The organism is Nonomuraea cypriaca (assembly GCF_015645445.1).
Taxonomy (GTDB): Bacteria; Actinomycetota; Actinomycetes; order Streptosporangiales; family Streptosporangiaceae; genus Nonomuraea; species Nonomuraea cypriaca.
On sequence record NZ_JADOGI010000259.1, the window covers coordinates 1 to 13684 of the forward strand.

The window sequence follows — 13684 nt, forward strand, 5'->3', positions numbered from 1 at the left end:
GCGTTGCTCGGCAGGGGGGTGTTGCGTCTGTGGGCCGATGATCTGGCCGGAGCGCACGACGACCTGCTCGGCCTGCTGGCCGTGGGCGCGGGCGGCTCGGCGTCGTTCCAACTGCTGGTGGCGACCGCGCTGGCCCAGGTCGAATACCGGCTGGGCCGCTGGGACGAGGCCGCCGCGCACGCCGAGCTCGGCGCGTCCACCGCCGACGACTTCGGCCAGGCGTGGCTGGCGAGCCAGGCGCACGCGGTGGCCGCGCTGGTCCCCGCCGCCAGGGGCGAGTGGGAGCGGGCCGCCACGCACCTTCGCGCGGCCCGCGCCGCCTGCGCCCCCGGCAACACCTCCGCCCACGTCAGTACGGCCGCCGCCGAGGCCCTCGCGGCCACCGCCAAGGGCGACCACGAGGTGGCCATCGCCGCACTCATGCCGCTGACCAGGACGAACCTCTCCGACGAGCCCGCAGTCGCGCTCTGGCGCACAATCCTGGCCGACGCCCTGGTCAACGCGGGCGAGCCGGCGCGGGCCGAGGCGGTCCTGGTGCCGTGCGAGCTGCTGGCCATGGACAGGGAGCGCCGCAGCGTGCTGGCCGCGGCCGCCCGCGCCCGGGCCGGGCTGCACGCCGCCAGGCACGAACCGGTCGAGGCGGAGACCGGCTACCAGGTCGCGCTCGAACACTCGGCCAAGATCGACATGCCGTTCGAGGAGGCCAGGATCCGACTCGCGTACGGGACGTTCCTGCGCCGCAGGGGCCGCAGGGCCGCCGCCGCAGAGCAGCTCGAAGCCGCCCAGCTCACGCTGTCGAGACTGGGGGCGCTGCCGTACCTGGAGCAGTGTGACCTGGAGCTGGCCGCGAGCGGGCGGGCGGTGCTGCGCCCGCAGGACACCGCCAGGCTGGGACTGACGCCGCAGGAGCACACGGTGGCGGTGCTGATCAGCAGAGGGCTGACCAACCGGCAGGCGGCCCGCAAGCTCGTGCTGAGCGTCAAGACGGTGGAGTACCACCTGAGCCACATCTACACCAAGCTCGGCATCGCCTCGCGCACGGCGCTGGTCGGGCGGCTCAGCGACCTGAGGGGTGAGTGACGGGGTCGCCGTCAGCACACGTCCCGGTAGCCGGTTTCCGGGATCAGGCGGGTCCACTCCGCCCGGCTCAGCGGGCCGCCCGCGCGGGCGCACACCTCCTGGACCGCCAGCGCCGGATCGACCGGGCTCTCGCGTACGGTCCCGTCGAGCGCCACCCCGCGCAGCCGCCTGCCGTCCTGGCTGAAGGCCAGCCCGGCGGCCCACGAGCCCAGCTGGCCGACCTCGCGCAGCGCGGACATGTCCCACAACGACGTGCGGGTGGTGTTGACGGCCAGCAGAGCGCCGTCGGGGGAGAAGCGCAGCTCGTCGACCGGGGACGCGCCGGTCTCGATCGTGCCCCGCCGCGAGCGCTCGCGTACGTTCCAGAGGAGCACCCGGCCGCCCTGCAGCCCGAACGCCAGCGTGCGCCCGTCGGGGGAGAAGGCGAGCGCGGTCGGCTCGGCCTCGCCGCTCCCCGCCAGATCGATGGGGGTGCTCGCGCCGGTGCGGAGGTCGAGCAGGTTGGCGCCGGCGGCCAGCGTCGCGCCGTCGGGGCTGAACGCCAGCGCCAGGTCGCCCGCCTCCTCGTAGACCCGCACCCGCCGCCCGTCGCGCACGTCCCACGTCTCCAGGGTCCGGCCGCGCGCGGTCGCCAGCGTGTCGCCCCTGGGGGAGAGCGCCACGGCGGGTACGTCGCCGCCCGCGCCGATGGTCGCGACCGGCTTGCCGCCCGCCACGTCCCACACCGTCACCGGGTCGCCCGCGACGGCCAGCAGCCTGCCGGCCGCGTCGAACGCCAGGTCGCCGGCGGCGGCGATGCGGCCGAGCGGCCTGCGCTCGTCGGCGTCGGTGAGCTCGATGGAGCCGCCGTTCTCCTTGGCGGCCACCCGGCCGTTGCCGGACAGGGCCACGGTCCGGTCGTCGCCCACGGGGGCGGGCAGGCCGGAGACATCGAGCGAGACGACCGAGCCGGTGCCGCTGAGGTAGCGCAGCGCGCGCCCGTCCGCCGAGAACGCCAGGCCGTGATCAGGGTCCGTGAGCGGGTATGTGCCCGCGAGCCGCCGCTCGGCCACGTTCCACACCCGCACCTCGCCGGTGCCGGGCAGGGCGAGCAGGCTTCCGTCCGGGCTGAAGACGGGCGTGCCGGTCGCATCAGGGACCGGCACCTGCGCCGCGGGCACGCCCGCCGCCACGCGGGGTGTGTCCCGGTCGCCGGCGGCCTCCGCCCGCTTGGTGCGCGCCGCCGCCGGCCTGCCCAGCTCGACGAGCGTGAGCCCGTCGCGTCCCACGACGGCCAGCAGGCTCCCGTCCGGGGTGAACGCCATCGCGGGGGCTGCCGCGTCCGCGCCGTCCCGCGGCCGGACGTGGACCGCGTCGATCCAGGTCCGCCGGGCCGGCTGCCAGAGCCGCACCTGGCCGTCCAGGCCGGAGACCGCCGCGCGGGCCCCGTCCGCGGAGAGCGCCACCTTGCTGTCGGCGACGTCGAACAGCATCTCGCCGCCCCGGTAGACCTTCGTCCTGTTGCCCCGGCTGATCGCGTAGGAGCCGGCGACCGGTGCCCGTCCCGTGGCCACGTCGAACGGCCGCCCACCGGCGTCCTCGGCGTATCGCCCGTCGTCGCTCAACGCCGTGCTGCCGGGCGGCAACGTGTACGACGCCAGTCGCCGCCCCCCTGCCACGTCCCAGACGGTGACGGCTCCGGCGTCCCACCGGACCAGCTCGTCGCCGCGCAGCAGGTAGCGGGCCCGGGGATCGGGGGCGGGATCGGTGAACACGCCGAGCTCCGGCTGCGCCAGCGAGGCCTGCACCGCGGCCCGCGCCTCGAACACCGGGGACATGCGCCAGGCGGCCACGCTGAGCCGCATCGCCGTACGCGGGTCGGACGAGCGCAGCGCCTCCGCCCTGGCCGCCACGGCCCGCGCGTTGGCCTCGACGAGCTGATCGCGCAGGTCACTCTGCCCCTGTACGGACACCAGCGTCATCGACACCGCCACGGCCAGCACCACGCCGGCCGCCACCACCGAGGGGACCAGCAGCTTCCTGCGCTGCTCGGACAGGGCCACGCTGTCGTTGATGAAGTCGCGTTCGAGCTGGTTGAGCCGCAGGTGACGGCGCTTGGTGGCGGCCCAGCCGAGCGCGGTGCCGAGCCGCCGGCCACGGTAGAGGCGGCTCCTGCCGCGCCGGTGCTCCGACCAGTTCCTCGCCGCCCGGCGGATCTCGCGGTGCACGCTCATGCCGTCGCGCTCGTCGGCTACCCAGCGGCGCAGCCGGGGCCAGGCCCGGTAGAGTGCGGCGCTGGCCGGGGCCACCCGGTCGTCGCGAACGGCCACGAGCTTGCCGACGGAGGTCTCGGCCGGGGGGACGCGGATGCTGCGGCGTACCAGGAGACCGGCGTCCATGAGCGGGCGCAGCACGTCGCTCTCGTCGTGGGGGTCGTCGCCGTCGAGCAGGCGCAGCAGCAGCCCGGGGAGCTCCTCCTGCTGGCCGGGCGTGAGCGCCAGGTAGACCTCCTCGGCGATCTCGCCGAGGGCGCGCGGCCCGGTGTGCCCGCCGGGCGGCCGCAGCCCGGCGGCGCCGTCGATCTTCAGCTCCGCCGCCGAAGGCCGGTCGGCGGGGTCCTTGGCGTCGAGCTTCAGCTCGGCCGCGGAAGGCCGGTCGGCGGGGTCCTTGGCGAGCGCCCGCCCGACCAGCTCGCGCAGGGAGTCCGGTAGGTCGCTCAGGTCGGGGTCCACGGTCAGCAGCCGGTGCATGACCCCGCCGAGGCTCGTCCCGCGGAAGGGGTCGCGGCCGGTCGCCGCGAACAGCACCACCGCGCCCCACGCGAACACGTCCGCCGCCGTCCCGGCCTCCAGCCCGGTCAGCACCTCGGGCGCATGGTACGTGCACGTCCCGTCCACCGTCCCGGCGGCCGGCAGGCCCAGCTCGATCACCTTGGGCCCTTCGGCGGCCAGCAGCACGCTCTCCGGGTTCAGCCCGCTGTGCGTCAGCCCCGCCTCGTGCAGCGCGCACAGCGCCGCCCCGAGCGCGGCGGCCAGCGCGACCAGCTCCTCACCCGTGTACGGCCCGTGCAGCTCGACCGCGCTCCGCAACTCGGGCCCGTCGACGTACTCGCTCACCACGTAGGGCACTCCGTCGTCGGCTCCGGCGGCGACCACCTCCGCCAGGTGGCGGCAGGTCACCCGCTCGAACCGGTGCCCGGCCCGGCCACGCGGCACCGTGACCGCGTATCTGCGCCCCTCGTCGTCGTAGGCGTCGTAGACCACGCCACGCCCGCCCGCGCCGAGCCGGGCCGCCAGCCAATAGCCGCCAAGCCTCTCGGGGTCCCCCGGCACCAAGCGCATTGTCACTGATGCTTAGATGCGTGGCGCGACGCATTGGTTGTCCGAAGTGACGCCACGGGCCCCCCGCGCGCCTCGGGGGACCCATGCGTCATGATCATTATGCCAGGCTTCTGGATCTTGACTGACATTCCGGAGTGATCCCCTCCCGCCGGGCCCGGACTCTCAATCCCTGGCCGGCCGGTCCATTTCCCGCAGCACCGCGTCCCGAACCTGCTCGGGGCGCATGACCTCGACGTCGCAGACGAGGTCCGCCACCTCACGAAAGTATCGCTCCCTGCGGGTCCGCATCACCGCCGGGTCGAAGTCGGGGCGGTGGTCGCTGGACCGCATCCGCTGCGCGAGCACCTCGTCGGGCGCGTCCACCCAGACCACGAACGCCGTGCGCAGCGCCTTGCGCACCTGGGGGTCCTCGACGGTGCTCGCCGCCGCCGCGATCACCTTGGGCTCGCCCGCCAGCTCCTGCACGACGTGCTCGGATTCGTAGTGGTGGAGTTTGTCCGCGCCCTCGCGGGCGGCGATCTGCGCGGCGCTGGCGCCGTACTTCGCCTTCATGAACGGGTCGCTGTCGGTGAACGGCAACCCCAGCGCGTCCGCGATGAGCACGCCAGCCGCGGTCTTACCGGAACCCATGAGCCCGATCATCACGACTGGTTTGTTTTTCGACATGTGGATAGGTGTTCCTTCGTGTCAAGGAGGTAAATCTGATGACCATCGCCGGAAGCATCATCCTCATCATGCTCGGTGCGATCCTCACCTGGGCCGTCGAGTTCGACCTCGCCGGCCTCGACATCAACGTAGTGGGCATCATCCTCATGCTCGGCGGCCTGGTCGGGCTCTCGTTCGGCATATACAGGATCAGCGTCACCCGTAGGGCGGTCGGCCCGATCGACGAGCCGGTGCACCGCCACGACATCTACGAGGAGCCGGAGACCCGCCGGACCACCGTGTACGAGGACCGCCGCCACTACGACGAGCCACCGCTGTAGGAGGTGAATCGACATGCCAGCCGTTGAAGAGCTGCCGTCGACCATCAGGCGTTCACCGAAGAAGGCGCAGAACACCTGGATCAAGGCCCACGACTCGGCCGTGCAGGAGTACGGCGAGGGGCGGCGCGCCCACATGACCGCGTTCGCCGCGCTGAAGCACTCCTTTGAGAAGGTCGGAGACCACTGGGAGCCGAAGTCGGGGAAGGGTCCGTCGGACAAGGGCTCGACGGACCGGTCCGGCCGGACGGCAGAAGGCGTCGACGCCAACGCCAGCAAGGAGCATCTGCAGAGCGTGGCCGCGGAGCTCGGCGTGCGCGGCCGCTCCAAGATGACCAAAAAGGAGCTGGTGGGCGCCATCAAGAAGGCCAACAGGAGGGCCACGGCCAAGGCCCGCTGAGGCGGGTACGAGGCCGGAGGGCGGCGGCACGGATCCGCTGCCCTCACTCGTTCACTCGTCTTCTCACAGCAGCTGTTTGACCGCGGCGGCGATCGCGTGGCGGTCGATGCCGGCCTCGGCGAGCTGCTCCTCCGGCGTCGCCGACCCGGGCAATGCCGTCACGGCCAGCTTCACCACCCGGGGCCCGAGCTCGCTGACGGCGTCCATCACCGCGTCGCCGAGCCCGCCCTCCAGCCGGTGGTCCTCGACCGTGATCAGGTTGCCGGTGGTGGTGGCCGCCTCGACCAGCGCCGCCGCGTCGACGGGCTTGATCGAGTACAGATCGATCACCCCCACGGGAACGCCGCCCGCCGCCAGCTCGTCGGCCGCCGCGAGCGCCTCGTGCACGGTCACCCCGGCCGCCACGATCGTGGCCCGGTCGCCCGGCGAGTGCCGCAACACCCTGGACCCGCCCACAGGGAACTCCTCGTCCCGCTGGTAGATCACCGGCGTGTTCCCGCGCGTGGTCCGCAGGTAGGACACGCCCTCGACGTCCGCCATCGCCACGGTCAGCGCCGCCGCCTGGTTGGCGTCGCACGGGTAGAGCACGGTGCTGCCGTACACGGCCCGGAGCATGGCCAGGTCCTCCAGCCCCATCTGCGACGGGCCGTCCTCGCCGATCGCCACGCCGGCGTGCGACCCGACCAGACGGATCGACGCCCTGCTGACGCCGGCCATCCTGATGAAGTCGTACGCCCTGGTCAGGAACGCCGCGAACGTGGCCGCGTACGGCGTCCACCCCCGTACCTGCAGGCCGACGGCGGCGGCGACGAGCTGCTGCTCGGCGATGTACATCTCGAAGAACCGCTCGGGCACCGCCGCGCCGAACGCCTCGGTCCTGGTCGAGTCCGCCACCTCGCCGTCCAGCGCCACGACGTCGCCACGGGCCGCGCCGAGCGCCGCCAGCGCCTCACCGTACGCCGTCCGCGTGGCCACCTTCTCGCCCACGTCGTACGCGGGCAGGCTCAGCGGCGCCGTCTCGAACCGGTACGGTTCCACGCCTTCCTCGGGCTCGCGCACGCTCACCCGGAGGTCACGCACGCCGCCCAGCTCGTCGATGGCCTGATCGGCGTTCTTGAGCGCCTTGCCGTGAGCGCCCTCACGGTCCTGGACCTCGCTGGCCCCCTGCCCCTTGCGGGTCCTCGCCAGGATCACGGTGGGCCGCCCGCGGGTGCCTCGCGCGTCGCCCAGCGCGTGGTCGATCTGCTCGGGATCGTGCCCGTCGATCTCCACCGTGTGCCAGCCGAACGCCCCGAACCTGCGTGCGTAGGCCCCCGTGTCCCATTCGTGCCGGGTGGGCCCGCGCTGCCCGAGGCGGTTCACGTCCACGATGGCAGTCAGGTTCGCCAGCCCTTCGGTCCCCGCGTGCTCCGCGGCCTCCCAAATCGACCCCTCGGCCAGCTCACTGTCCCCGCAGAGCACCCACACCCGGTACGGCGACCGTTCCAGCCGCCCGGCCATCGCCACCCCGACACCCACGGGCAGGCCCTGACCGAGTGACCCGGTGGCCACGTCGACCCAGGGCAGGCGCGGCGTTGGATGCCCCTCCAGCCGGCTGCCGCGCCGCCTGAACGACAACAACTCGGCGTCGTCGATGGCCCCGGCCGCCTTGTAGAGGGCGTAGAGCAGGGGAGAGGCGTGCCCCTTGGAGAAGATGAGGTGATCGTTGGCGGGGTTGCCCGGCCGGCCGAAGTCGTAGCGGAGGTGGCGGGCGAACAGCACCGCCATCAGATCGGCCGCGGACATGGACGAGGTGGGATGACCGGACCCGGCTTCCGCGGCGGCCCGTACGGAGTCGACCCGCAACTGCTGGGCCAGCTCGGACAGGTACTGAAGATCGCTCTCAGGCATCATGACCTCCTCGAGAGAGTTTCCCGCCCGTCTACCCCCTCCGGCCCGCTTAACTCAGCCCGCCCGCCGCCGCCCAGTTGGAGGCGTCCGGCCGGATTTGTCGCCTATTTCCGGGCGAGCCTGGTGATCAGCCGCGTACCATCGTCCGCGTTCTGATCATTTACTTACGTCGGGGGACGGTGCGGTGAAGCGGAGAGACCTGCTCAAGGCGGCGCTGGTGGCGCCGGTCGGACTGATGGTGGCCGGGCGGCCCGCGGCGGCGGCGACGGTGTCGGCCGGCATGCCGGCCGACACGGTGGCCGGTGTGGCGGCCGACGTGGTGGCCAGGGGGCAGGTGCCCTCGGCGCTCGTGCCCTTCGACCGGCTGATGAAGGACTACATGGCCAAGCGCGGCATCACCGCCGGGCAGCTCGCCATCGCGCGCAAGGGCAAGCTGGTCTTCGCCCGCGCCTACACCGTCTCCACGCCGGAGAAGCCCGTGCCGGCGGTCACCCCGACGTCGCTGTTCAGGATCGCGAGCCTCAGCAAGCACGTCACAGCGACGGCGGTGCTGCGACTGGCCCAGGAGGGCAGGCTCAACCTCGGCGATCCGGTCACCAAGTGGCTCTCCCTCGTGCCGATGCCGGGCAAGACCGCCGATCCGCGGCTGTCACGGGTGACCCTCTGGCGGCTGCTGCAGCACACCGGAGGCTGGGACCGGGACATCTCCGGCGACCCGTGCGCGGACGAGCACGCCATCGCCACCGCGCTCGGCAGGCCGCTGCCGATCAGCCACACCGACCTGTTCGAGTACGTCACAGGCAGGCGGCTCGACTGGGACCCCGGCACCAGGATGGCGTACAGCAACTACGGCTACATGCTGCTCGGCCGGGTCATCGAGAAGGTCACCGGCCAGAGCTACGAGTCCTACGTCACGAACACCCTGCTCACCCCGCTCGGCATCAGCCGGATGCGGATCGGCCCGTCCCTCCAGACGGCCGGCGAGGTGCCGTACGAGTCGAGGTACACGACCAGGACCGTGCTCGACAACTCAGGGCAGACCATGTCGTTCCCGTACGGCGGGTTCAACATGGCCAACCGGGACGCCTCGGGCGGATGGGTGGCCGCGGCCGTGGACCTGGTCAGGTTCGAGCGGATCTTCGATCTGCCCACGACCGCGAACCTGCTGAACTCCACCTCGATCGGCCGCGCCTTCGCCAAGCCGGAGATCGGCGTCAGCGACGGCGGCTCGTGGTACGGCGCCGGCTGGTACGTACGCGAGAAGAACGGCGGACTCAACACCTGGCACAACGGCTCGATGGCGGGGACGTACACGTACCTGGTCCGCAGGTACGACGGCGTCACCTACGCCGCGCTCTTCAACCGGCGCAAGGAGGACGACGGCGCGCTGACCGACGGCGAGATCGACCCGCTGCTCTACAACGCGGCCGACGCCGTCACGACCTGGCCGTCGGTGGACTACGGCTCGCTGTACTTCTGAGGGCGGGTCGGCCGGTGCGGCCTCAGACCGGCGGGGCGGGGTCGTACTGCATGCCGCGGCGCACCGTACGCGCGCGGTCGGCCCCGGCCAGGCGGGCGACGAGGTGGAGCGCCATGTCGATGCCCGCCGAGACCCCCGACGACGTCACGATGTCGCCGTCGTCCACGAACCGGTCGTCCCCGCGCACCTCGATCGTCGGGTCGAGCTCGCCCAGGTGGTCGAGCGCTCCCCAGTGGGTGGTGGCCGGGCGGCCGGTGAGCAGGCCGGCGGCGGCGTAGACGAGCGAGCCCGTGCAGACGCTGGTCAGCAGCGGCACGTCGGCGCGGCGCTCGCGCAGCCAGGCCAGGTGGCCGTCGTCCTTCAGCAGCGGCCGGGTGCCCCGGCCGCCGGGGTGGAGCAGCAGGTCGAGCGGGCCGACGTCGGCGAAACCGTGGTCGGCGTGCAGGGTCAGGCCCTTGCGCGCCCGTACGGGGCCCGCCTGCGGGGCGAACGAGACCACCTGGGCCTCCTGCGGCGCCGCCTCCGCCCACATGCCGAACACCTCCCACGGCCCGACCGCGTCCAGCTCCTCGACCCCGTCGAACAGCATGATTCCGATCCGCATGACAGCCCCTTTCAGGCGAAATGACGGCGGTACTGCCCGGGCGTCACCCTGAGCACCCGCCTGAACGATCGATGCATGGTCTCGGCGGTGCCGAAGCCGCAGGTCCTGGCGATGGACTCGACGGTGGTGCCGGTGGTCTCCAGCAGCCGCCTGGCGCCCTCGATCCTGGCCGCCTCGACGTACGCGCCGGGTGAGCTGCCGACCTCGGTGCTGAAGACCCGGGTGAAGTTCCGCTCGCTCATGCCCGCCCGCTGCGCCAGCGCGGGGACGCTGAGATCCGCTTCGAGGTGGTCGGCGATCCACGCCTGCACCTGCCGCAGCGGCTCGCGCGCCGGTCGCTGGGCGGCCAGTTGCGTGCTGAACTGCGCCTGCCCGCCCGGCCGCTGCACGAACATCACCAGGTGCCGTGCCATGTCCCTGGCCACGGCCGGTCCGCGGTCCGCCTCCACCATGGCCAGCGCCAGGTCGATGCCTGCGGTCACACCCGCCGACGTCCAGACCTCGCCGTCCCTGACGAAGATCGGGTCCTCCTCCACGATGACCTCCGGCGCGAACTCGGCCAGCAGGGCGCTGCCTGCCCAATGGGTGACGGCGCGACGCCCGTCCAGCAGGCCGGCGCGGGCCAGCAGGAACGCCCCCGTGCACACCGACGCCACCCGCCTGGCGCGGCGGGCCGCCGACCGGATCCAGTCGACGAGGCGTACGTCCTCGCAGGCGTCCAGTTTGCCCCGGCCGCCGACGACGACGAGCGTGTCGATCGGGCCGTCGAAGGCGTCGATCGTCCATCCCGCGGTGATCGCCAGGCCGCCGCTCGACACGACCGGGCCAGGAGCCGAGGCGACCGTCTCGACCTGGTAGCCGGTGTGCGCGAACACCTCGTGCGGGCCGGTCAGGTCGAGGATCTGGAACTGGGGATAGATCACGAAAACCACGCGTCGTGCCACGTCGTTCATTGTCGCCAGCCCTGCGAAATGGCGGCAAGGACACGATTGTGATGATTTACGCCAACGCCGGACGTTCTGGCCCGTGGTCGAGGCGGCGGTCAGCGGTTGAGGTGGCGGGCGGCGGTGATGGTGACCGCCGCTGCCGCGGCGGTGGTGCCCGCCAGCGTGAGCAGGATCGGGCGGCGGTGCTGCGACAGCCAGAGCTGGGGGCTGTGGGAGTGGGAACGGCGGTCGAACGTCCCCCTCGCGCCGTAGTCCTCGGACTCGTCGGCCGGCTCCCACAGGTTCGACACGCCGGTCGGCGGCTTCTCGTCCGTCTGCTGGGCCCTCATGCCGGTCCTGGCCAGGTAGCGGTCGACCAGCGCCGGTGCGAGGCGTTGCGCGAGGAGGGTGGCCGCCGTGCTGACGCCGACCCAGTACTCCTTGCGTTCCGGGTGCTCGGCCGCGTACACGATGGCGCGGGCGGCGACCTCCGGCTGGTAGATCGGCGGGACGGGTTGCGGGTGGCGGCGCAGCTTGGACAGGACCCACTCGAACTGGGGTGTGTTGAGCGCGGGAAGTTGCACGAGCGTGATGTGGATGGGGCTGCGGTCGGCGAGCAGCTCCGTGCGGACCGACTCGGTGAAGCCCTTGATCGCGTGTTTGGCGCCGCAGTACGCCGACTGCAGCGGAATGCCGCGCTGCGACAACGCCGAGCCCGCCTGGACGATGACGCCCGCGTTCCGCGGCCGCATGAAGTCGAGGGCCGTCTTCGTCCCCCAGACATAACCCAGATAAGTCACCGCAGTGGTACGAGAAAACTCATCCGGCGAAATATCGTCAAATTTCGCGAAAACGCTGGAGAAGGCGACATTGATCCAGACGGAAATCGGGCCCACCTCCGCCTCGATCCGCTCCGCCGCGTGCTGTACCTGGTCGTAGTCGGCCACGTCCGCCTCGAACACCTGCCCGCTGCCGCCCGCCGCGCCCACGTCGACCGCCGCCGCGCCCAGCCCGGTCGCCCCCCGGGCGATCAGCGCCACCAGGGCCCCTCGGTGCCCGAGCTCACGGGCGACCGCGCGTCCGACCCCGCCGCTCGCGCCCGTCACCACCACCACCCGCCCACGAAGTGACGCCATGCCGGGTCAGCCCGCCTCTCCGTGGTGCCGCCGTTGCTGACGTCGTACGGCCAGGACGATGTCCACCACCGTGGCCACGGCCACCACTATGGCGATCCCCGTCATGACCGGCGCCCCCGCGATGACCCCCAGCACCGCGAACGCGAACAGGAACACCAGCAGGAACGACCCCACCCTGATGTGCACCACGTCGCGCGGTGTGGCGGGCACCATCGCATGCCCTCTGCGTGACCTTTCCTCGTGCCAATCTCCGCTATCCGACATGTCGCTCAACTGCCCGTGCCGTTTGCCGCCTAACGTCCGGGGTAGCGCCTCTGCCGTGCACGAGCTCCATCCCAGCGACCACGGTGAGCAGGGGATCAGACGCGTGCGGCGTGGGCGCGGATTCGGCTATGAGAGGCCGGGCGGCCGGCCGGTACGCGACCGCGCCACGCTGGAGCGCATCAAGGCGCTGGCCATCCCGCCGGCCTGGGCCGACGTGTGGATCTGCCGGTCGCCGCGCGGGCACCTGCAGGCGGTGGGCACGGACGCGGCCGGGCGGCCGTGGGGCTGGCGGTGTCCAGACCGGCCGGCCGGGAGGGGCGTACCAGGAAGAAGCGGGCCGTCACCCGGGTGATGCGCGAGGTCGCCGAATACCTCGGCAACACCCCGGCCGTGGCGAGGGCGTCGTACGTGGACCCGCGGGTGGTGGAGGCGTACGACCAGGGCAGGACCATCACGGCGGTGCTGACCGAGCTGGGAGCGGGCGCCGACTTCGGCAGGCTGGCGACGGCGGGACCGGTGGAGCGCGCGGTCATCGACCTTGTTCGCGCTGTTTGAGCTGGGATTACCCGGGCATGCGGCGTCTGGAGAAGGAGGCGAGCGATGGAAGCTCCGCAGTACGTCGCAGCCCGCGTCCAGCAGGCGCTGGCCGAGGACGGACGCACGCACGAGCTTGGGATCCGCGTTGACATCAGGGGCGACCAGCTCTTCCTGCGCGGTCAGGTGAGCGGGTCAGAACAGCGCCGGCGGCTCGGCCAGGTGGCGCACGAGGTCGCGCCCGAGCTCCACGTGCACAACGAGATCAACGTCGTGGAGGCCAACAAACCAGGGGAGGATGAGCATCTTGACTGAACTGCGGATTGCGGCCGTCGGCGACATCCACCTGGGTGAGGACGTCAGAGGCCAATACCGCCGGAAACTCGAGGGCATCGAGGACCGTGCCGACGTGTTCCTGCTGGCGGGCGACCTGACCAGGCACGGCACGCTGGAGGAGGGCCGGTTGGTGGCCGACGAGCTGCGCGGCCTGCCGATCCCGGCCGTCGCCGTGCTCGGCAACCACGACTACCACTCTGACCTGCAGCACGAGATCGCGGGCGAACTCCGTGACGCCGGGGTGGTCGTGCTCGACGACGACGGCATCGTGGTGCAGTGCAGTGACAAGAAGCTGGGCGTGGTCGGTGGCAAGGGGTTCGGTGGCGGGTTCGCGGGCAAGTGCGCGAGCGAGTTCGGCGAGCGTGAGATCAAGAACTTCGTCTCCCACACCCGCTACATCGCCGAGGCGTGGAAGGTCGCGCTGAAGGAGATCGTGGCGGACGATCGCGTGGTGCTGTCGCACTACTCCCCGATCAAGGAGACGCTGGAGGGCGAGCCACCGGAGATCTACCCGTTCCTCGGCAGCTACCTCCTCGCCGAGGCAGTCGACACAGCAGGCGCCGACCTGATCCTCCACGGCCACGCCCACAAGGGCAGCGAAAAGGGCATGACCCCAGGCGGCATCAGAGTCCGCAACGTGGCCCTCCCAGTGCTCGGCCGCGCATACGCCGTGTACTGCCTCAACGGCGGCTGCCAAGGCTGACGCGGGGGGCAGGCCCCCCGCGTCAGCC

Annotated in this window: 15 protein-coding genes; 8 read left to right on the forward strand and 7 right to left on the reverse strand. The window is 72.2% G+C overall.

Annotated elements, in window-relative coordinates:
* Positions 1-1080, forward strand: a 1080-nt coding sequence (locus tag ITP53_RS47240; RefSeq protein ID WP_195902018.1) for a helix-turn-helix transcriptional regulator, incomplete at its 5' end; no start/stop codon positions are given.
* 11 nt (positions 1081-1091) lie between these two features.
* Here ITP53_RS47240 and ITP53_RS47245 read toward each other — a convergent pair.
* Together ITP53_RS47245 and ITP53_RS47250 are read right to left on the reverse strand one after the other, a co-directional pair.
* Entirely contained in the window at positions 1092-4391 is a 3300-nt protein-coding gene (locus ITP53_RS47245; RefSeq protein WP_195902019.1) for a protein kinase family protein, read from the reverse strand.
* A 171-nt stretch (positions 4392-4562) separates the two neighbouring features.
* Positions 4563-5066, reverse strand: coding sequence for a shikimate kinase (locus ITP53_RS47250; protein ID WP_207757428.1), 504 nt, complete (start codon positions 5064-5066; stop codon positions 4563-4565).
* 38 nt (positions 5067-5104) lie between these two features.
* Between ITP53_RS47250 and ITP53_RS47255 the strand changes: the two genes are divergently transcribed.
* Positions 5105-5386: a hypothetical protein gene (locus ITP53_RS47255; protein WP_195902020.1), complete on the forward strand. Its 282-nt coding sequence runs from the start codon at positions 5105-5107 to the stop codon at positions 5384-5386.
* A gap of 13 nt (positions 5387-5399) precedes the next feature.
* Complete coding sequence (locus tag ITP53_RS47260; RefSeq protein ID WP_195902021.1) at positions 5400-5783, forward strand: ChaB family protein; 384 nt, start codon at positions 5400-5402, stop codon at positions 5781-5783.
* Positions 5784-5846: 63 nt separating this feature from the next.
* Here the strand turns inward: ITP53_RS47260 and ITP53_RS47265 are convergent, their stop codons facing one another.
* A complete protein-coding gene (locus ITP53_RS47265) occupies positions 5847-7673 on the reverse strand; it encodes a transketolase (protein WP_195902022.1) in 1827 nt (608 codons plus the stop codon).
* Between the two features lie 184 nt (positions 7674-7857).
* Here ITP53_RS47265 and ITP53_RS47270 point away from each other — a divergent pair, with 184 nt between their 5' ends.
* On the forward strand, positions 7858-9153 hold the full coding sequence (locus tag ITP53_RS47270; RefSeq protein WP_328818085.1) for a serine hydrolase domain-containing protein: 1296 nt from the start codon (positions 7858-7860) through the stop codon (positions 9151-9153).
* Between the two features lie 22 nt (positions 9154-9175).
* Here ITP53_RS47270 and ITP53_RS47275 read toward each other — a convergent pair whose 3' ends face one another.
* The 4 genes from ITP53_RS47275 to ITP53_RS47290 form a co-directional block, all read right to left on the reverse strand.
* Positions 9176-9757, reverse strand: coding sequence for a DJ-1/PfpI family protein (locus ITP53_RS47275; RefSeq protein ID WP_195902023.1), 582 nt, complete (start codon positions 9755-9757; stop codon positions 9176-9178).
* An 11-nt stretch (positions 9758-9768) separates the two neighbouring features.
* Positions 9769-10710 (reverse strand): GlxA family transcriptional regulator, encoded by a 942-nt coding sequence (locus tag ITP53_RS47280; RefSeq protein ID WP_195902024.1) that lies wholly within the window; start codon positions 10708-10710, stop codon positions 9769-9771.
* Positions 10711-10799: 89 nt separating this feature from the next.
* On the reverse strand, positions 10800-11819 hold the full coding sequence (locus ITP53_RS47285) for an SDR family oxidoreductase (RefSeq protein WP_195902025.1): 1020 nt from the start codon (positions 11817-11819) through the stop codon (positions 10800-10802).
* A gap of 6 nt (positions 11820-11825) precedes the next feature.
* Positions 11826-12032, reverse strand: a complete 207-nt coding sequence (locus tag ITP53_RS47290; protein ID WP_195902026.1) for a hypothetical protein — start codon at positions 12030-12032, stop codon at positions 11826-11828.
* Positions 12033-12081: 49 nt separating this feature from the next.
* Between ITP53_RS47290 and ITP53_RS60755 the strand changes: the two genes are divergently transcribed.
* Genes ITP53_RS60755 through ITP53_RS47305 form a run of 4 tightly spaced genes read left to right on the forward strand, consistent with a single transcriptional unit; the run spans position 12082 to position 13656 of the window.
* Positions 12082-12435 carry a hypothetical protein gene (locus tag ITP53_RS60755; RefSeq protein WP_328818089.1) on the forward strand — a complete coding sequence of 118 codons (354 nt, stop codon included), beginning with the start codon at positions 12082-12084 and terminating at the stop codon, positions 12433-12435.
* Complete coding sequence (locus tag ITP53_RS56585; RefSeq protein ID WP_207757429.1) at positions 12375-12638, forward strand: site-specific integrase; 264 nt, start codon at positions 12375-12377, stop codon at positions 12636-12638. The genes ITP53_RS60755 and ITP53_RS56585 overlap by 61 nt, the downstream gene beginning before the upstream one ends.
* Before the next feature lie 45 nt (positions 12639-12683).
* Positions 12684-12932 carry a BON domain-containing protein gene (locus ITP53_RS47300; RefSeq protein WP_195902027.1) on the forward strand — a complete coding sequence of 83 codons (249 nt, stop codon included), beginning with the start codon at positions 12684-12686 and terminating at the stop codon, positions 12930-12932.
* Positions 12925-13656, forward strand: coding sequence for a metallophosphoesterase family protein (locus ITP53_RS47305; protein ID WP_207757430.1), 732 nt, complete (start codon positions 12925-12927; stop codon positions 13654-13656). The genes ITP53_RS47300 and ITP53_RS47305 overlap by 8 nt, the downstream gene beginning before the upstream one ends.
* Positions 13657-13684 lie beyond the last annotated feature (28 nt).